The organism is Duganella sacchari (assembly GCF_900143065.1).
Classification (GTDB): domain Bacteria; phylum Pseudomonadota; class Gammaproteobacteria; order Burkholderiales; family Burkholderiaceae_D; genus Rugamonas; species Rugamonas sacchari.
On record NZ_FRCX01000003.1, the window covers coordinates 394868 to 413092 of the forward strand.

Annotated in this window: 15 protein-coding genes and 3 tRNA genes; 8 read left to right on the forward strand and 10 right to left on the reverse strand. The window is 60.5% G+C overall.

The features are described from left to right. Positions 1 to 14 precede the first annotated feature (14 nt). From BUA36_RS30210 to BUA36_RS08245, 3 genes are read right to left on the reverse strand one after another with little or no spacing between them, the layout of a single operon-like run. A complete protein-coding gene (locus tag BUA36_RS30210) occupies positions 15 to 833 on the reverse strand; it encodes a hypothetical protein (RefSeq protein WP_139260416.1) in 819 nt (272 codons plus the stop codon). Then, positions 826 to 2052 carry a hypothetical protein gene (locus BUA36_RS08240; protein ID WP_139260418.1) on the reverse strand — a complete coding sequence of 409 codons (1227 nt, stop codon included), beginning with the start codon at positions 2050 to 2052 and terminating at the stop codon, positions 826 to 828. Before BUA36_RS08240 ends, BUA36_RS30210 begins: the two co-directional genes overlap by 8 nt. Continuing rightward, a complete protein-coding gene (locus tag BUA36_RS08245; protein WP_084560055.1) occupies positions 2042 to 2659 on the reverse strand; it encodes a PAAR domain-containing protein in 618 nt (205 codons plus the stop codon). Before BUA36_RS08245 ends, BUA36_RS08240 begins: the two co-directional genes overlap by 11 nt. 57 nt (positions 2660 to 2716) lie before the next feature. Here BUA36_RS08245 and BUA36_RS08250 point away from each other — a divergent pair, with 57 nt between their 5' ends. The 8 genes from BUA36_RS08250 (at position 2717) to BUA36_RS08285 (ending at position 14351) form a co-directional block, all read left to right on the forward strand. After that, a complete protein-coding gene (locus tag BUA36_RS08250; protein WP_072783348.1) occupies positions 2717 to 2989 on the forward strand; it encodes a DUF4404 family protein in 273 nt (90 codons plus the stop codon). A gap of 217 nt (positions 2990 to 3206) precedes the next feature. Beyond that, positions 3207 to 5600 carry a YgiQ family radical SAM protein gene (locus tag BUA36_RS08255; protein WP_072783350.1) on the forward strand — a complete coding sequence of 798 codons (2394 nt, stop codon included), beginning with the start codon at positions 3207 to 3209 and terminating at the stop codon, positions 5598 to 5600. A gap of 214 nt (positions 5601 to 5814) precedes the next feature. Beyond that, a complete protein-coding gene (locus BUA36_RS08260) occupies positions 5815 to 7278 on the forward strand; it encodes an RCC1 domain-containing protein (protein WP_072783352.1) in 1464 nt (487 codons plus the stop codon). A gap of 95 nt (positions 7279 to 7373) precedes the next feature. Next, positions 7374 to 10166, forward strand: coding sequence for an EAL domain-containing protein (locus tag BUA36_RS08265; protein ID WP_072783354.1), 2793 nt, complete (start codon positions 7374 to 7376; stop codon positions 10164 to 10166). 127 nt (positions 10167 to 10293) lie between these two features. After that, entirely contained in the window at positions 10294 to 10857 is a 564-nt protein-coding gene (ahpC, locus tag BUA36_RS08270) for an alkyl hydroperoxide reductase subunit C (protein WP_072783356.1), read from the forward strand. Positions 10858 to 10953: 96 nt separating this feature from the next. Further along, entirely contained in the window at positions 10954 to 12552 is a 1599-nt protein-coding gene (gene ahpF / locus BUA36_RS08275) for an alkyl hydroperoxide reductase subunit F (protein ID WP_072783358.1), read from the forward strand. A gap of 168 nt (positions 12553 to 12720) precedes the next feature. After that, positions 12721 to 13005, forward strand: a complete 285-nt coding sequence (locus BUA36_RS08280) for a helix-turn-helix domain-containing protein (protein ID WP_072783361.1) — start codon at positions 12721 to 12723, stop codon at positions 13003 to 13005. Then, the gene (locus BUA36_RS08285) at positions 13002 to 14351 is read left to right on the forward strand and encodes a HipA domain-containing protein (protein WP_072783363.1); all 1350 of its coding nucleotides are present in this window, start codon (positions 13002 to 13004) and stop codon (positions 14349 to 14351) included. Before BUA36_RS08280 ends, BUA36_RS08285 begins: the two co-directional genes overlap by 4 nt. A gap of 3 nt (positions 14352 to 14354) precedes the next feature. On the opposite strand, the gene BUA36_RS08290 is transcribed toward BUA36_RS08285, so the two are convergent. The 7 genes from BUA36_RS08290 to BUA36_RS08320 form a co-directional block, all read right to left on the reverse strand. Further along, on the reverse strand, positions 14355 to 15482 hold the full coding sequence (locus tag BUA36_RS08290; protein WP_072783365.1) for an AI-2E family transporter: 1128 nt from the start codon (positions 15480 to 15482) through the stop codon (positions 14355 to 14357). Beyond that, positions 15479 to 15961: a cyclic nucleotide-binding domain-containing protein gene (locus tag BUA36_RS08295; protein ID WP_072783367.1), complete on the reverse strand. Its 483-nt coding sequence runs from the start codon at positions 15959 to 15961 to the stop codon at positions 15479 to 15481. Before BUA36_RS08295 ends, BUA36_RS08290 begins: the two co-directional genes overlap by 4 nt. An 82-nt stretch (positions 15962 to 16043) precedes the next feature. Then, the gene (locus BUA36_RS08300) at positions 16044 to 16649 is read right to left on the reverse strand and encodes an ABC transporter ATP-binding protein (RefSeq protein ID WP_072783369.1); all 606 of its coding nucleotides are present in this window, start codon (positions 16647 to 16649) and stop codon (positions 16044 to 16046) included. Continuing rightward, a complete protein-coding gene (locus BUA36_RS08305; protein WP_084560056.1) occupies positions 16640 to 17767 on the reverse strand; it encodes a hypothetical protein in 1128 nt (375 codons plus the stop codon). Before BUA36_RS08305 ends, BUA36_RS08300 begins: the two co-directional genes overlap by 10 nt. 78 nt (positions 17768 to 17845) lie before the next feature. After that, positions 17846 to 17922: transfer RNA gene (locus BUA36_RS08310), tRNA-Asp, on the reverse strand. A gap of 31 nt (positions 17923 to 17953) precedes the next feature. Further along, positions 17954 to 18030: transfer RNA gene (locus BUA36_RS08315), tRNA-Asp, on the reverse strand. Between the two features lie 21 nt (positions 18031 to 18051). Continuing rightward, a tRNA-Val gene (locus tag BUA36_RS08320) sits at positions 18052 to 18127 on the reverse strand. Positions 18128 to 18225: the final 98 nt, after the last annotated feature.

Consider the following 18225-nt stretch of genomic DNA (forward strand, 5'->3'; position numbering starts at 1 on the left):
GAGGCTGGCGTCAGCTAGTCTTCGGTTTCTGTATCGGGATACTCCGGCTGTGTGGCGGGAGCGACAGGTATGGGGTAGTCGTGCTTGCGAGCCCATGTCCGGATGTCAGGAATAACACCGGGCTGTTCGCCAGATGGACATTCATGCAAGCACAGCCAGGTTTTACGGTGCATGCCGATCACTGGTTTTGGGGTGTCTCCAAACCCCGCCCAGCCCATAAAGCGGCCGATAAAATTGCCTCGCTCACCATAAGATGTGACGTCGATATAGGGACGTTGCGTGCGATGGAGCTGGGCGGTCCACTCACGGCAACCAAAGCCACCGACTAGCGGTGTGTATGTCACCAGCCGACCATAACGGTGGCGATCAACCTGGGTACAAGGTGCTGGAAGATAGTGCACTGATTCGGAGTCGGACTCCGCCCAGTCTGCAAAATAATATGGTTTGCCATGCAGATCATCACGATTGACCAGTGCCAGTAGCGCGTTTGGTCTGTGCATCCCCTGAAACCGGGATAGCAAGGGATGTTGGCTGATTACCCTACCTGTGCGGTCGAATTGAAGCACGACTATGGCGGTTCCTGAATTGAAGATTGTCGTCGGTGTCAGCAATTCATCGGAATCCAGGTAGTCATTCTCGTTGTGACTTCGCAGGACATCCGCATTTTCACGCGCCGCTTTCATCGCGATTTGTCGAAAATTTCTGGCTGTGTCGACAAACAGCACATATCGTATTTTCCAGTTAGGTGATGCTTCAGGCGGTGTACTGGCACGTACGGCTGTCGTGCATATGGGTAGCAGACAGAAGAGCGCAAAGAGGCCATATTTATTCATAAATCTTCGGCTCCCTGACGGTTATATGAAGGTGATTTGCGTGGACTTTTTCTTCCCCGCTTTGCTGTTCGTTGCTGTGGCGGGCGCCAGGCTGTAGCGCGATGTACCAGGGATCTAAAATTTGCCGAACCAATTTATGCTTGGCTAAAGACTCACGCATCTGCTGCATGAGACTGGGCTCATTCGCCTGAAGCTCCTTCTCCCAGGCGACGCGGGCGATATCGCTGGCTTGAGTCGCGCCTGGGTCTTTTTTATGTTGTCGAGCCATCGCCTTTTTTTCCTGATGCTGTTGATGTAGCGCCTTTTCCTTATCGCTCACATTGGGATTGTGCGATGGCCCTTTATCATTCAACCCAGCCCGATTAATTTTTACCTTTTGCTGAGTATTGGTCAGGAAATCCACGTCCAGCCCCAGACCTGCGCGATGTACGATGGAACCTAATGAGGGCCGCCAGAAAGAGGTAATGTGCAGCTCGGTGATGCCTGCTTTGCGGGCTACGCTGAACAGCGCCGCAAACGTAAGTGGATGCGTTCGTGGCAACACGTCGGAGAGAAAAGAGCACGAGGTGATGTTGTTATGGGGGTTTTCCTGCTTGATCAGGCTGACACACAGCATCCCGCCTTCGTCCATGAGCGGTATATCCAGCTTGCCGGCGCTTAATCCACGATAAATGCCGCATACGGCTTTACGGATCGCAGGTTCTATGTCGTCTGGTAACAGATCGTTTGCTTCTGCTTCAGTGTATCGATGTGAAATGGCCATCCAGATATCGCCGGTTAGCAAGGCCTCATAACGGTCGACTGGCGGCGAACCGGGCTGGTTGGGCGCTTGTGTTTGTGCTTCACCGACAACCGGTTTAGCGTTGTGCGTTTTACCTGTTTTCTCGGTAATATTTACCACCACATCGTGTTCTTTGACTTCCACAGCGTAGACAGGCGTGCGGCGATGAGCTGGATGCACGTCGCTGTTGAGATACAGCGCAACGCTGCTGCCAGCGCTGACAATCACGCTGATCTTGCGACTGGCTTTATTGAGTCTCCGCGGTTTGTCTGGAGACAGGACTGTGCCGTCAACAATCACCGTATAAGGCAACTCCAGGTCAGGATTGGTTGCGCTGGTATCGAACTGATAGCAAACGGTTCGTTGCGCGCAGACCGGGACGATGATCGTTGTAGCGTCGGCGGCGAGCTGGCAGGCGTGGGGCTGGTCACTCATCATAACTCTCCGTTTCCCAGTACAGCTTGACGGTGTCCGGATGACTGCTGGTGACGCGCTGGGTATTGCCGTCCTGGTCAGTCTTGCCGCGAATGGTGCTGCCGTCGGCAAGTTCGATGCGATAGGGGCGGCCGGAAACGGGTTGGCCGGTCCGTTCATCGACGGCACGGAAGGCGCCGCTGTACTGGCCTTGCTGGCCGCCGGTGACAGCGCCCTGCGCTTGACCCTGGCGGTCGTTGCACTGGCCATCATCGCTACCGCTAGCGTCCACCACCATCTGCTGCTGGGTGGCGATGAGTTTGGCGCCGCAGGCGGTTTTCATGCCGTCCAGTGCGGTGCCGCGGCCGGCGTAAGTGTGGCGGTCCAGGCCTTCGCTGATCGGATAGTTGCCTTTGCATTGGGGGCAGAATGTCATGTGGCCGAGGTGCGCCACGGCGCGGCCGTTGGTGGTGACCAGTTCGTTGCCTTCGAGGACGGTGCCGCCGTGCGAAGTCGGGTCGCCCTTGCAGATGACTGCACGTAGCATTTCCTTCTCCCAGGGAAACAAAAACTCACTGTAGGTGGGCCGCTGCACGCTCATGTTGATCTGGCGCAGGCTGGAGCGTCGCATTTCGCTATCTTTGCGAGTAAGATCAACACTGGCGTTTTAACCAACAAAAGGTGACTTATGGACAGCAACCTCAAAGCATCGCTGAAATCCCTGCACGAACGCCTGGCACAGGCCGGGCCGGTGGATGAAGAGTTGCTGGAGCTGCTCAGGCAGCTCAACGGCGATATCGGCACCTTGCTGGAACGCGGCAAGGACCAACCGGGCGAGACCACCACCTATGGCCTGGCGGAACGCACGCAGGAGCTGTCGGCCAAGTTCGCGGTCAAGCACCCGCAGCTGGAACCGGCGCTGCGCGAGCTGGGAACCATCCTGTCGAATATGGGGATTTGAAAATAAGAAACCCGGGGAAGCCAGGTCCCCGGGTGGCCAGCGTTACTTAAACACCGGCATCTGCCAGCAAGAGTGTCCTGCCGCTACTCTGTTATAGCAAAGTTCCGGTCCAAATCAATGTGAGACTGACATCATTTCACTCAAGTGATTGAAAAGTAACAGAATTTTTTAAGTACCCGTGCGCGGAGCGGGGGCATTTCCGGTACAATACCGCCCCATGAATCCCCCTACCAATTTATTTGCGGCCGTCCCGAAACGGTCTGCACGCGCTGCCACTGCGCCTTTCCTGCCGATGTCCCGTGAAGAGATGGACGTGCTCGGCTGGGACGAGTGCGACGTCATTCTGGTGACGGGCGACGCCTACATCGACCACCCAAGTTTCGGCATGGCGCTGGTCGGTCGCCTGCTGGAAGCGAACGGCTACCGCGTGGGCATCATTGCCCAGCCGGACTGGCAGTCGGCGGATGCGTTCCGCACACTCGGCAAGCCACGCCTGTACTACGGCGTCACGGCCGGCAATATGGACTCGATGGTCAACCGCTACACGGCGGACCGCAAGCCACGCTCGGATGATGCGTACACGCCCAACGGCGAGCCGAACAAGCGTCCGGACCGTGCCGTCACCGTCTACGCGCAGCGCTGCCGCGAAGCCTATCCGGGGATACCCGTGGTGATCGGCTCGATTGAAGCCTCGCTGCGCCGTATCGCCCACTACGACTACTGGTCGGACAAGGTGCGCCGCTCGGTGCTGTTCGAGTCCAAGGCCGACATGCTGATCTTCGGTAACGCCGAACGTGCGCTGGTCGACCTGACCAAGCGCATTGCCGATGGCGAGAACATCAAGACCATCCGCGACCTGCGCGGCACCGCGTTCCTGGTGCCGGCGGGCTGGATGCCGGGCGAGGAATGGGGCGTGCACAACAGCACTCGCGTGGATACGCCGGGCAAGGTCGACAAGCACGTCGATCCTTACCTGATGGTGACGCCAAACTCGCCGACCTGCGCCACCGACAGCGGCGGCGCCAAGCCGGCCGATGAAGTGAATCCGGCCATGGTCGAGCCGACCAAGGCCGCCGCGCCACCACCGCCGCCACCGGCCGAGGTGTTCAAGCCGATCCGCATCATGAGCCGCGAAGAACGCCGCGCCATGGAGCTGGAAAAACACCACAAGACCGTGGTGCGCCTGCCGTCGTTTGAAACCGTGAGCACTGATCCGGTGATGTACGCGCACGCCTCGCGCGTGTTCCACCTGGAGTCGAACCCGGGCAATGCGCGCGCGCTGGTACAAGGCCATGGCGACCGCGATGTATGGATGAACCCGCCACCGCTGCCGCTGCAGATGGACGAGATGGACAATGTCTACGACATGGCCTACGCACGCGGCCCGCACCCGAGCTATGGCAATGCCAATATTCCGGCGTGGGAGATGATACGCTTCTCGGTCAACATCATGCGCGGCTGCTTTGGCGGCTGCACCTTCTGCTCGATTACCGAGCACGAAGGCCGCATCATCCAGAGCCGTTCCGAGCCGTCGATCCTGCGCGAGATCGAGCACATCCGCGACAAGACCAAGGGCTTCACCGGCATCATTTCTGACCTCGGCGGTCCGACCGCGAATATGTACCGCCTGTCCTGCAAGGACAAGGAAATTGAAACCACCTGCCGCCGCCTGTCGTGCGTGTACCCGTCGATCTGCGTGAACCTGGGCACCAACCACAATCCGCTGATCAAGCTGTACCGCCGCGCACGCGAAATCCCGGGCGTGAAGAAGATCCTGATCCAGTCGGGTCTGCGTTACGACCTGGCCGTGCGTTCGCCGGAATACGTCAAGGAACTGGTGACCCACCACGTTGGCGGCCTGCTGAAGATCGCGCCGGAGCACACCGAAAGCAATGTGCTGAGCAAGATGATGAAGCCGGGTATCGGCGCCTACGACGAGTTCAAGGCCCTGTTCGAGAAGTATTCGCTGGAAGCGGGCAAGAAGCAGTACCTGATTCCATACTTCATCGCGGCCCACCCGGGCGCCACCGACGAAGACATGCTGAACCTGGCGCTGTGGCTCAAGAAAAACAACTTCCGCCTGGACCAGGTGCAGACCTTCATGCCGACGCCGATGGCCATGGCCAGCGCCATGTACCACTCGCGCCGCAATCCGCTGCACAAGGTGACCGAGGACTCGGAAGAAGTGTTCACGCCGCGTTCGCTGAAACAGCGTCAGGCGCACAAGGCTTTCCTGCGCTACTACGATCCGAAGAACTGGCCTATTCTGCGTGATGCCCTGCGCAATATGGGCCGTGGCGACCTGATCGGTACTGGCGAGCGCCACCTGATCCCGCCCTACACGGCGGGTGAAGAAAACTTCAAGGCCTCGCAAGGCAAGCGCGCGATGCCGATGCTGGCGCCGGGCAGCGACAAGCGCGGCGCCCGCGGTGCGCCGACGGTGGGCCGTGGCGGCAAGCCGAACGCCCTGACCGGTTCGCTGACCGCGCGTGCCACGGTTGAAACCAAGGCCAAGCCGTCGATCCTGGATACCATCAAGATCAAGAAACCGGCCGCTGCCGCACCCGCCAAGGGCGGCCGCGCTGCGCCACCGCCGCGCGGCCGCAAGTAGTCCGGCCGGCAGCCGAGCCCCACCCGCCTGAACGCGACCATGAGTGCATTCAGGCCGGTGGGGCTTTTTTTCGTGCAATTCCCAAGAGAAATGTTGTTAAATTACCCTAACGCTGTAATTACGTGGATAATTCACTCCTGCTTGTGCGATGCGTGGCCGTCATTGCGGGCTACACTGCTTGCACCGCAGACCTTATTCTGTGAACTGGAAGATCATGAAAAACTTTAAATTCTCCTCCCTGCTGCTGGCGCCGCTGTTTGTCGTGCTGGCGGCATGCGGCGGCGGCGGTGGCAGCAACAACACGCCAACCACCCCGACCACGCCGACGCTCAAAAGTATTGCGGTGACTGTTCCGGTCAGCACCATTCCCATCGGCTCCAGCCAGCAGCTGACTGCGGTCGGGACGTATTCGGACGGCAGCTTTAAAACGCTGAGCTCGACCACGGGCCTGGTCTGGACCACCAAGAGCGGTGGCACCAGCGTGGCGCAGGTGTTTAGCAATGGCAAGGTGACCGGCATGGGCGTGGGCACGGAAACCATCAACGCCACGCAGGAAAATGTGGTGGGCACGATTTCCCTGACCATTACCTCGCCCTGGACCGCCGTCGCTACCGGGGGCTACCAGACCATCGCCCGCAAGGCGGACGGCAATCTGTATGCGTGGGGCCAGAACATTCAGGGCCAGCTGGGTGACAGCAGCACCGCCAACCGCAACGCGCCGGTGCAGGTCAACGCTGGCGCTGGCACCACGACATGGCGCATGGTGGCGGTGGGCGACCAGTTTGCAGTGGGCATCCGTACCGCCGCGACCAGCGGCACCGGGACCAGCACCGGCGGTACGCTGTGGGCCTGGGGCTATAACCAGAATGGCCAGCTCGGCGATGGCACCCAGACCAACCGCTCGGTGCCGGTACAGATCGGCAAAGACTCTGACTGGACCTATGTGTCGGCTGGCAAGGGCCACGTGCTTGCACTCAAGGGCGCCACGAATACGCTGTATTCCTGGGGCCGCAATGATACGGGCCAGATGGGCGATGGCACGCTGATCGGCAAGCTGGTGCCCACCAAGATCGGCACCGCGAGCTGGCTGACGGTGAGCGCTGGCGCGACGCACTCCATCGGCCTGCAAAAAGACGGCACGCTGTGGACCTGGGGCGGCAACTCCGACGGCCAGCTGGGCAATGCGACCTCGGGCAGCACGGCCATCCAGGCGCCGACCAAGATCGGCAACCTGACCTTTACCTCGGTGTCGGCTGGCGCCGCGCACTCGATGGCGATTGGCGCCAACGGCAGCCTGTTCGCGTGGGGCCAGGGCAGCTTCGGCCAGCTGGGCAACAACGGCGTGGCCAACCTGACGTCGCCAACCCAGATCGGCACTGACACCAACTGGTCGGTGGTGGCGGCAGGCGCCATCCACACCATGGCGGTACGCACCGACGGCACGCTGTGGGGCTGGGGTTCGAATATCGAAGGCCAGCTGGGTGACGGCAACGGCGATGAAGTGTCGCCGGTCCAGATCGGCACCGGCGCCAACTGGGTCACGGTCAGCGTCGGCACCGGCCACAGCTTCGGCCTGAAAGCGGACAACACCCTGTGGGGCTGGGGCCGCAACCAGGAAGGCCAGCTGGGCAATGGCAAAAACGTGCTGTCGCCAGTGCCGGTGAACATCCCGAACTGAGCCTGAGCGGCTAGACAACAACGGACGGCAGGCAGCAGCCTGGCCGTCCGTTGCTTTTTGTACTGTCCGGTTGGCAGACGCGCTACACTAGGATCATGGCCTTCCGCTTCCATGTCATTGCCAAACTCTGCACCGCTGCCGCCTTGCTGCTGGCTGCCATGCCGGGCATGGCGCTGGAAAAAATCACCTTGCAGCTCAAGCATGTGCACCAGTTCCAGTTTGCCGGCTACTACGCTGCAGTGGAGCAGGGTTACTACAAGGAAGCCGGACTGGAGGTGCAGATCCGCGAGGGCAGCGACGGCAACGAGCCGGAGCGCGACGTCATTGCCGGCAAGGCCGAATACGGTGTCGGCAGCAGCAGCCTGCTGCTGGCGCGGCTGGCCGGCAAGCCGGTGGTGGTGCTGGGCGTGGTGTTCCAGCATTCGCCGTATGCGCTGGCGATGCGCCAGAGCGGCGGCGATCCGGATATCCGCCGCCTCATCGGCAAGCGCGTGATGATCGGTTCCCTGACCGATGAGCTGGGCAATGCGGATGAACTGCTGGCCTACCTCATCAAAGAAGGGATCCCGCCGAACAAATTCCAGCGCGTCGAGCACAGCTTCAATCCCGACGACCTGATCAGCGGCAAGGTCGATGCCATGGCGGTCTACACCACCAACGAGCCGGACACCTTCGACCGCCTCGGCTTCCCGTATGATATTTACAGCCCGCGCGCGGTGGGCATCGACTTTTATGGCGATAACCTGTTCACGAGCGAGCAGGAGATTGCCAACCATCCGGCGCGCGTGGCCGCCTTCCGCGCCGCCAGCATGCGCGGCTGGCAGTGGGCCATGAGCCATCATGAGGAAACTGCCGACCTCATCCTCAACAAGTACTCGCGCCGCAGCGACCGCCAGCATCTGCTGTACGAAGCGCGCCAGATGGTGCCGCTGGTGCAGCCGGTGCTGGTGGAAATCGGCTACATGAACCCGGACCGCTGGCACCATATTGCCGATGTCTACGCGGGCCTGCACATGCTGCCCAAGAACGCCAATTTCGACGGCTTTATGTACCAGCTCGACAGTACCCGTCCCAGCCTGGTGTGGCTGTACCGCGTACTGGGCGTGGCGGCGCTGCTGCTGGTGCTGGGCGCGGCCGTGCATTTCAGCCAGCTCGCGCGCGAGCGCAAGCGGGCGCTGGAGATCATCCGCAAGGGCGAGCAGCGCTTCCGCACCATGTTTGAAGCGTCGCCGCTCGGCATCGCGCTGATTGATTCGATCAGCTATGAATACCGCGACATCAACGCGCGCTACCAGGAAATCCTCGGCCGCTCGCAGCACGAGCTGCGCGCACTGCGCTGGCTCGAAGTCGGCCACCCGGATGATGTGGTGCAGATCAAGGCGCAGATGGCCTTGCTGATCACGCAGCAGATCAGCAGCTTCAAGGCGCTGAGCCGGCTGTTCCGGCCCGATGGCAGCGTGGCGTGGATCGATGTCTCGGTGAATGCCATCGACACCGAAAGCGGCGGCCACCTGCACCACCTGTGCATGATCGAGGACGTCACGGCCAAGAAGCAGAGCGAGCAGCTGATCTGGCAGCAGGCCAATTTCGACACGCTGACCCATCTGCCGAACCGCCGCATGTTCCTCGACCGTCTCGCACACGACATGCTCAAGAGCCAGCGCGACAAGCTGCGCATTGCCATCCTGTTCATCGACCTCGACCACTTCAAGGAAGTCAACGACACGCTGGGCCACCAGCAGGGCGATGTGCTGCTGGTGGATGCGGCGCGCCGCATCAGCGCCTGCGTGCGCAAGTCGGACACGGTGGCGCGGCTCGGTGGCGACGAATTCACCGTGATCCTGAATGAGCTCAACGAGTCGGACAATGTGGAGCGCATCGCCCAGGACATCCTCGACAGCCTGCTGCAACCGTTCGAGCTGGGCGCCGAGCAGGCGTTCGTGTCAGCCTCGATCGGCATTACCCTGTATCCCGACGATGCGCTGGACATCGACAGCCTGCTCAAGCACGCCGACCAGGCCATGTACGCGGCCAAGGGCGCGGGCCGCAACCGCTACAGCTACTTCACGCCGACCCTGCAGGTGGCGGCGCTGAACCGCATGCGCCTTACCAATGACTTGCGCGGCGCGCTGAAAGGTGAACAGTTCGAGCTGTACTTCCAGCCCATCGTGCACCTCGAAAGCGGCGCCATCCACAAAGCCGAGGCGCTGATACGCTGGAACCATCCGCAGCGCGGCGTGGTGAGTCCGCTGGAGTTCATCCCGCTGGCCGAAGCCAGCGGCCTGATCATCGACATTGGCGCCTGGGTGTTCCGCGAATCGGCGCGCTGGGTGCAGCACTGGCGCCAGCAGTTTTATGCGGATTTCCAGGTCAGCCTGAACCAGTCGCCGCTGGAGTTCCAGCGCGAGGGCGAGTCCTACGAGTGCTGGGTCAGCCATTTGCAGGCGCTGGCGCTGCCCGGCCAGTCGCTGGTGGTGGAGATTACCGAGGGCCTGCTGCTGGACGCCAGCAACACCGTCAGCACCCGCCTGCTGCAACTGCGCGACGCCGGCATCCAGGTGGCGCTGGATGATTTCGGTACCGGCTATTCCTCGCTGTCCTATCTGAAGAAGTTCGACATCGATTACCTCAAAATCGACCGCTCCTTCACGCGCAACCTGGCGCCCGATTCCAGCGACATGGCGCTGTCGGAAGCGATCATCGTCATGGCCCACAAGCTGGACCTGAAAGTGATTGCGGAAGGCGTGGAAACGCCGGAACAGCGCGACCTGCTGGCCGCCGCCGGCTGTGACTATGGCCAGGGTTATCTGTTTGCCAAGCCGATGCCCGCCACCCAGTTCGACACCTTCCTGCGCGCCGCTGCCGCCGCCTCGGTGGAACAGCGATAATAGCTATCCCATCTGCGATGGCGATAGCTAATTCCAATTGAAACTATTGGAACAATCAATTTTGCAAATAGGGTAAAAGCGCTTAAACTGGCGTCTCAATGATTCACAACCCAACGAGGAAACCACAATGTCCCTGATCAATACCCAAATCAAACCATTCAAGGCCACCGCATACCACGCAGGCAAATTCATCGACCTGAGCGAAGAGTCCCTGAAAGGCAAGTGGTCCGTTCTGATGTTCTACCCAGCCGACTTCACCTTCGTGTGCCCAACCGAACTGGAAGACCTGGCCGAGCAACAACCTGAATTCGCCAAACTGGGCGTGGACGTGTACGGCGTGTCGACCGACACCCACTTCGCGCACAAAGCATGGCACGACACCTCGGACGCGATCAAGAAAGTGAACTACCCACTGATCGGCGACCCGACCGGCACCCTGTCGCGTAACTTCCAAGTGATGATCGAAGAAGAAGGCCTGGCACTGCGCGGCACCTTCGTCATCAATCCAGACGGCTTCATCAAAGTGCTGGAAGTGCATGACAACGGCATCGGCCGCGACGCCACCGAACTGCTGCGCAAAGTAAAAGCCGCTAAATACGTTGCCGAGCATCCAGGCCAGGTATGCCCAGCAAAATGGACCGAAGGCGCAGCTACCCTGACCCCATCGCTGGACTTGGTTGGCAAGATCTAAGGTCTTGAACAACACAGCAGCAAACAAGTAGTTACCGCGATGCCGGACCGGGCGTCCGGCCCGGCATCCGCCTAAATATTTGTAAAGGAAGAAATCATGTTAGACGCTACCCTCAAAACCCAGCTGAAAGCCTATCTGGAAAAAGTGGTCCACCCACTCGAGCTGGTCGCTTCTCTCGATGACAGCGCCAAAGCCCGCGAGATGAAAGAACTGCTCCTCGAAATCGCCGAGTTGAGCGACAAGATCTCGCTGGTCGAGCGTACTGAAGCTGGCGTGCGTACCCCGTCGTTCAGCATCAACCGTGCAGGCACCGGGATCGGCGTGCGGTTTGCCGCCATCCCGATGGGCCACGAATTCACCTCGCTGGTGCTGGCGCTGCTGCAAGTGGGCGGCCACACCATCAAATTTGACGAAGCCGTGATCGAGCAAATCCGCAATCTGGATGGCGATTACGAATTCGAAACCTTCATGTCGCTGACCTGCCATAACTGCCCGGACGTGGTGCAGGCGCTCAATGCCATGTCGGTGATTAACCCACGCATCAAGGTCACCACGATTGACGGCGGCCTGTTCACCCAGGAAGTCGAAGACCGCCAGATCCTGGCCGTGCCGATGATGTTCCTGAATGGCCAGCATTTCGGCCAGGGCCGCACCTCGGTCGAGGAAATCCTCGCCAAGCTGGACACCAATGCCAGCGTGCGTGCGGCTGCTGAACTGAGCAAGAAAGATGTGTTCGACGTGCTCATCGTTGGCGGTGGCCCTGCCGGCGCCGCTGCGGCGATCTACGCTGCCCGCAAAGGCATCCGTACCGGTGTGCTGGCCGAGCGTTTCGGCGGCCAGGTGCTGGATACGCTGGCGATTGAAAACTTCATCTCGGTCAAGGAGACGGAAGGGCCGAAGTTTGCCATCGCGCTGGAACAGCACGTCAAGGAATACGACGTTGACATCATGAACACCCAGCGCGCCAGCAAGCTGGTCAAGGTCGGCAAACGGATTGAAGTGCAGACCGAATCGGGCGCAGTGCTCAAAGCCAAGTCGGTGATTCTGGCGACTGGTGCGCGCTGGCGCGAAATCAACGTGCCGGGCGAGCAGGAATACCGCAACCACGGCGTGGCTTACTGCCCGCACTGCGATGGTCCGCTGTTCAAGGGCAAACGCGTGTCGGTGATCGGCGGCGGCAACTCCGGCGTGGAAGCCGCGATTGACCTGGCTGGCCTGGTCAGTCACGTGACCCTGATCGAGTTCGGCGCTGAACTGCGTGCCGATGCGGTACTGCAGCGCAAACTGCGCAGCCTGCCGAACGTGAAGGTGATCACTTCGGCGCAAACCACCGAGATCCATGGCGACGGCAAAAAGGTCAACGCGCTGAGCTATACCGACCGCAACACCAACGAGTCGCACAAGGTGGAGCTGGAAGGCGTGTTCGTGCAGATCGGTCTGGTGCCAAACACCGAGTGGCTGAAAGACACCATCACGCTGTCGCGTCACGGTGAGATTGAAGTCGATGCCCGTGGCCAGACCTCGCTGCCAGGCGTGTTTGCCGCAGGTGACGTCACCACCGTGCCGTACAAGCAAATCATCATCGCCACCGGCGAAGGCGCCAAGGCAGCACTGTCCGCCTTTGACCACCTGATCCGTTCGGACGATGACGAAGTCGTGGAAGAATCGGCTGACAAGCACGCAATGACGGCTTAGTTTAGTTGGTCGTCTGACCCAGGCCCGGAAGTTGGCAACAACTTCCGGGCTTTTTATTTCGGAATTTCAGAAATATCCGACATATTTAAGCTATTCAAGGAAAATTTCGGCAAATCAGAAATTTCTCGATTATGCTGATTGAAGAATTTAAATTTCTGAAAGTCCGAAATGAATGACTTGACTGGCACCAAGCCTTCCGCAGTTCAAATCGTGCGTCACACTGCAGATCTCGGACAGCAAATACGGGCACATCGAAAACAGCAGGGGTTGAGAATCGATGACGCTGCGGCATTGAACAATGTCTCTGTGGACCTGCTGTCACGCCTCGAAAACGGCGCAGGCGGTGTACGCACCGACAAGCTGTTTGCGGTGCTGGATGGGCTTGGACTAGCACTGGTCATTGCGCCCAAAGACCATGACTTCCTCAAACACCTGCCCCGGGATGCCGCATGAACGGGACCGCCCACCTGCTATGTTTGTGGCTGGAAAATCGTCTGATTGCAGACATTGAATATGTTCCGACTGAGGAAAAGTGGTCACTGCGCTATGCCGAGGACTGGTGCGCCGATCCAGATGCATTTCCACTCTCGCCAGCCATGCCCCTGGATCAGCACATACCCTCTGCCACGGTGCGGCGTTTCATTGAGAACCTGCTGCCGGAAGGCCATGCGCTGGATATCGTGGCATCGAGCCAGGGTATCGCAAAAAGCAATGTGTTTGGATTGATCCGGGCGCTGGGATCGGAAACCACTGGTGCTTTCCGGTTTTTGCCGCAAGGCGTGGACGGCACAGTGGAGCAGCAAGCCGGCGCGCTACGTGAAATTTCGGTGGCAGAACTTGACCAACGGATTGCCGGCCGCGACAAGCGTCCATTGATTGAATGGGACGGCAAGGTACGCATGTCGGTTGCCGGTTATCAGGACAAATTGCTGGTCTATTTTGACGGCAAACCCGAGGACGGCGCCCGCATGTTCCTGCCGGATTTTCCACTCGCTTCCACGCACATACTGAAACCGCAGCCCACCGAAGCGCGCTTGCCGCATATGGTAGCCAACGAACATTTCTGCATGACCCTAGCCCAGGCAATGGGCCTGCCAGTTGCGGAGGTGGCGATACTGCGTACGCCGAGGGCGGTACTGGCGGTGCGCCGATTTGATCGTACCGCCTTGCCTGGCGCACGGTGGCGGGTAGCACGCAAGCACATCATTGATGCTTGCCAGGCGGCCGACATGCCCGTCAGTTATAAATACGAGCGCAACATCGGCAGTGTCGGGGAGGCAGCGCGTTATCGGGATGGCGTTGGCTTGCCGGTGTTATTTGGTCTCCTTCAATTTGCCAACCGTAAAGCGCTCGACAAGCTGGCGATGTTGCGCTGGGCCTTGTTCCAGCTGATGATCGGCAACAGCGACGCGCACGGCAAAAATTTTTCCTTCTTCGTCCATGCCGCCGGCTTGCAAGCCGCGCCTTGGTATGACCTGGTGAGCGCCGTGCAATATCCGCAGTTCTCGCATGAGCTGGCGATGGCGTTTGGTGACGCGTTCAAGCTGGATCAGATCAAGGGATTTGCCCTGGCTGAGTTTGCCCAGCGCTGCGGTATTGACCGGCAACTGCTGGTGCGTGAATGCCGGCGATTACGTGATGGTGTGCAAAAACATGCGCTGCAACTGGCGCAAACCGGTCCTTATGAAGATGGCGAGCGCGAACTGGTTGCGGCGATTGCTGCATACGCTATCGCACAGGCAGAGCAGTTGTGCGGTAGCGCGGTGGACGCCAGCCAGATCACTGGCGAGATGCTGTAAAGCTCAGGCGCTCAGGTCGTGGCTGGCTTGACGGGTACGCAGTGCGATGGCGTTGCGGTGGCGCGCGCGCAGGCGCGGGTCGGTAATCAAGCGGCCCAGCGTTTCGCCTATCACCATTACCACGCCCAGCAGCGGCAACACCAGCATCAGGCCGGCGACGCCAGCGACCGAACCGCCAATAAAAATCATCAGCACGGTAATCAGGGGATGGATGTGCAGGCTGCGGCCCAGCGTGAGTGGCATGAATACGAAGTCATCCAGCAGGCGTACCAGGATGAACACGCAGATCGCCAGGTAAGCCACCGATGGATCGGTGGGCGCATCGGTGGAGGCGACCATCACCACCAGCACGCAGCCGACGATGGAGCCCACATACGGCACCCACGCCAGCACCGCTGCAATCAGGCCCAGCACCAGCGGCGAGGACACGCCTATCGCCCACAGGCCAAACGCCAGCACCGCCGTATCGAGTATGGTCAGCCGTATCAGGCCCTGGAAGTAGCGGTGTGCGGTCTGGTCCACCTCGTGCAGCAGGCACAGTGTCCGTTCAAAGAAGGCATTGGGCACTGCGCGCGCCAAAAATTTTTTAAAGCGCAGGCCATCGCGCAAAAAGAAAAAGGTCAGGAACGGCGCCAGCAGCAGCGAGGGCAGCCAGCCTGCGGCCGAGACCAGGATGTCGGTCAGGTGGGACTGGATGAAGTCGCCCGTGAAGGCGCTCATGCGCTGGTTGACGGTTTCCGCCAACTGCACTTGCCGCAATATCGGGAACTGCTGCTCCAGCGCCATCATCGTGTGGCGCACGAAGTCCAGGCCGCCCTGCAGATAGATGCCCAGCATGTCCTGCCATGACGTCGATGGCGTGGACTTCCAGAAGACGGCCGCCAGGATGGCCAGCGCTACCAGCAAGGTGAACACAGTGCCCACCAGCATGGTCGCCGCATTCTGGCTGAACCCCATGCGGATCAAGCGCTGCATGGGCGGCTGCAGGATGTAGTACAGCACGATGCCCAGCAAAAATGGAATCGCCAGGAACAGCATCTGCTGCAGCAAAAACAGCAGCACGCAGGTGGCGGCGATGATGCCGCTCCATACCACCGGGCCGCCGCGCTTCTGGGTCGGCAGCAGGTTCATAGCGCCTCGACTTGCGGCTGGCCGCCCATCCAGTCACGCAGGCGGCGGCCGATGTGGCGTGCCAGGGCCAGCGAAATCTTGTAGCCGATCACGGGATCGGTTTCCATCAGGCCCATGAAGTCGGCGCGGAAGAACACCGCCAGTTCGCAGTTATCCAGCGCACGCGTCTGCGCGTTGCGAGGCGAGTTGTCCAGCAAGGCCAGGTCGCCAAAGAAGGAGCCGGCCGACAGTTCGGCCACCACCTCACGCCCGGCGCCCAGCTGGCGGCTGATGATGACGCGGCCCGACATCACCAGATACAGTGCCTGTCCCTCTTCGCCTTCGTCAAAGATGATTTCATCGGCCAGGTAGCGGCGCTCGTGCATGAGGCCATCAACGATTTTCAGTTCGAGCGGCGTCAGCGACGAGAACAGGGCTGATGCTTTCAAACGCAGCAGGCGTGGCGACAGCTCGGGCGATCTGAGGAAACCGAAAATCAAGGGAACTCCAGGGTGGGGATAAGGGGTGTCCCCGGTATTGTCGCCGGTTTTCCCCTGTTGCTGCGTGTTTGTTGTTAAGAAATCACAGCTGCACTGTGCCTTGCAGCGGTAGTGCCGGCTCCAGGTGGCTGGTCAGCACGATGCACTGGCGTTGCAGGCGCTCCGGCGTGGATAGCTGCTGGCGCAGGTAGGCGACCGCATCCACATCGAGGCCATTGAAGGGTTCGTCGATGAGCAGCAGTTTGACGGGCAGTGACAGCGCCAGCGACAGCTGCATTTTCTTGTGCTGGCCCAGCGACAGCGTGGTGACGGGCTGGTCCAGCGTCGGCAGCAGATGGAAGGCGGCCAGCTGGGCGTTGAGCTGTTCGGCATCGGTGCCGGGATACAGCGAAACGTGCATGTCGAGGATTTCGCGGACCGTCAGCCACGGCAATTGTGGCGTGTCGCCACCGCAGTAGTAGCAGTGCAGACGGTAGGCCAGCGGCTGGGCGTGGATTTCGATATCGTCGATCCAGATCTTGCCCGTGTGCGGTGCGAGCACGCCGCACGCCAGCTTCAGCAGCGATGTCTTGCCGGCGCCATTCTCGCCACGCAGCCAGGTGATGCCGGCGCCCAGCCGCAGGTTGAACTGGCGGAACAGCGGGTGGCTGGCGTATTCAAAGTTGAGCTGCTCGATTCTTAATTCCATAGTTCGCTTCCAATGGCGGTCAGGATGACGATGGCGCCGATGACCAGGCCGACGCGGCCGCGCGTGCTCAGACGGCGCAGCGAAATGAGGGCGATTTGTGCGATGCCTGCGCAACAGATCCATACGCTTGCCACGGTGTGGCTGTAACCTGGTGCGCTGCGGCCCAGTGTGAGCGCGGCAAACCACAGCAGCACGCCCACTCCCGGAAGCAGCGTGAACAGCATGGCCAGCCGGTACAGGTGTGCGGAAGGCACAGGCCAGCTGGCAGCGACAGGACGCAGCAGGGTGATCTGTTCGCTCACGGCCTTGTCGCCACGGTCAGTCAGCAGCATGGTCATCATGGCAGCGCTGATGCCCCAGACGATGGGCGGGATCAGGGGCGGATGCCACATCCACACGGCGATGCTGCCCAGCGCGCCGGTGAGCAGCAAGGTCTGCTGGATGCCAACCACGTTTTCCGCGCGCCAGAACGGCAGCCAGAACAGTTGGCGCCAGTAATACGACAGCTTGGCCGCACCGCCGAAGACGCCGGGCTGCGCACTGCGGCGCACGGATGGTGCGGGACGATAGGCTGTCGGTGCCGGGCGGCTGCGGCCGGGCTTGCGTGCGGCAGGTGGCCGGGCGCGATGCATGAGGATCACGGTGGCCAGCAGCCAGCCCAGCAGCAGCGAGGCGACGGTCAGCATGATGGCCTGCGGTGCGACGGAACGCAGCCAGTCGGGCCACTGGTACAGCCAGATGGCAGCAGAGATGGCATAAGCGCCGCTGAGCGGACCCACGATCATGCCGGCCACAGCGGCATCGGCCTGCCAGCGCTGGCGGGCCGTGATGGGCAGCGGCCGGCTCCACGCGATCACGGCGGCGGGATGCAGGCGCTTGCGCAGCAGCCACACGGGCGCGGTGATGAACAGGGTCTGGCCGATAAACAATCCCAGCGCTTGCGGCCACGGCTGGGTGGCGGCAAACAAACCGGGCAAGGCAATCACCGCGATCAAACCCAGCAGTACCTGGGCAAAGATCAGCAAGATGTATTCGAGGGAGCTTTTAAGGCTGGCGGCAAATTGCAGCAGGGCATGCCTGGCCAAGCGGAGACGAAAGCGCGGGTAGGAGGTTTTCATTGCACGCCAGCATACCTGTTATTGCTGAAGCGGAAATGAAAAAGGCCCGATGCGAACATCGGGCCTTCTTCTGAATATTGGCGGAGCGGACGGGGCTCGAACCCGCGACCCCCGGCGTGACAGGCCGGTATTCTAACCAACTGAACTACCGCTCCTTGTTGGGTCCTACTAAACTCAATATCTCGTTGGCGGAGCGGACGGGGCTCGAACCCGCGACCCCCGGCGTGACAGGCCGGTATTCTAACCAACTGAACTACCGCTCCAATTCGTTTTTCAAGTTTTACTGGTGGGTGCTGAGAGGCTCGAACTCCCGACCTACGCCTTGTAAGGGCGCCGCTCTACCAACTGAGCTAAGCACCCAGTAAACTTGTCAGCGTTGTTTCATTTAACTGCTACAACTGCTGAACGAGGCCGTATTCTACAGGGCACCGAAACGATTTCGCAAGGGGTTTTGAAAA

Excerpts from the sequence above, each read along its gene's own strand:
- BUA36_RS30210 (WP_139260416.1), bottom strand. The coding sequence starts at position 833 with ATGAATAAATATGGCCTCTTTGCGCTCTTCTGTCTGCTACCCATATGC.
- BUA36_RS08240 (WP_139260418.1), bottom strand. The coding sequence starts at position 2,052 with ATGATGAGTGACCAGCCCCACGCCTGCCAGCTCGCCGCCGACGCTACA.
- BUA36_RS08245 (WP_084560055.1), bottom strand. The coding sequence starts at position 2,659 with ATGCGACGCTCCAGCCTGCGCCAGATCAACATGAGCGTGCAGCGGCCC.
- BUA36_RS08250 (WP_072783348.1), top strand. The coding sequence starts at position 2,717 with ATGGACAGCAACCTCAAAGCATCGCTGAAATCCCTGCACGAACGCCTG.
- BUA36_RS08255 (WP_072783350.1), top strand. The coding sequence starts at position 3,207 with ATGAATCCCCCTACCAATTTATTTGCGGCCGTCCCGAAACGGTCTGCA.
- BUA36_RS08260 (WP_072783352.1), top strand. The coding sequence starts at position 5,815 with ATGAAAAACTTTAAATTCTCCTCCCTGCTGCTGGCGCCGCTGTTTGTC.
- BUA36_RS08265 (WP_072783354.1), top strand. The coding sequence starts at position 7,374 with ATGGCCTTCCGCTTCCATGTCATTGCCAAACTCTGCACCGCTGCCGCC.
- ahpC (WP_072783356.1), top strand. The coding sequence starts at position 10,294 with ATGTCCCTGATCAATACCCAAATCAAACCATTCAAGGCCACCGCATAC.
- ahpF (WP_072783358.1), top strand. The coding sequence starts at position 10,954 with ATGTTAGACGCTACCCTCAAAACCCAGCTGAAAGCCTATCTGGAAAAA.
- BUA36_RS08280 (WP_072783361.1), top strand. The coding sequence starts at position 12,721 with ATGAATGACTTGACTGGCACCAAGCCTTCCGCAGTTCAAATCGTGCGT.
- BUA36_RS08285 (WP_072783363.1), top strand. The coding sequence starts at position 13,002 with ATGAACGGGACCGCCCACCTGCTATGTTTGTGGCTGGAAAATCGTCTG.
- BUA36_RS08290 (WP_072783365.1), bottom strand. The coding sequence starts at position 15,482 with ATGAACCTGCTGCCGACCCAGAAGCGCGGCGGCCCGGTGGTATGGAGC.
- BUA36_RS08300 (WP_072783369.1), bottom strand. The coding sequence starts at position 16,649 with ATGGAATTAAGAATCGAGCAGCTCAACTTTGAATACGCCAGCCACCCG.
- BUA36_RS08305 (WP_084560056.1), bottom strand. The coding sequence starts at position 17,767 with ATGAAAACCTCCTACCCGCGCTTTCGTCTCCGCTTGGCCAGGCATGCC.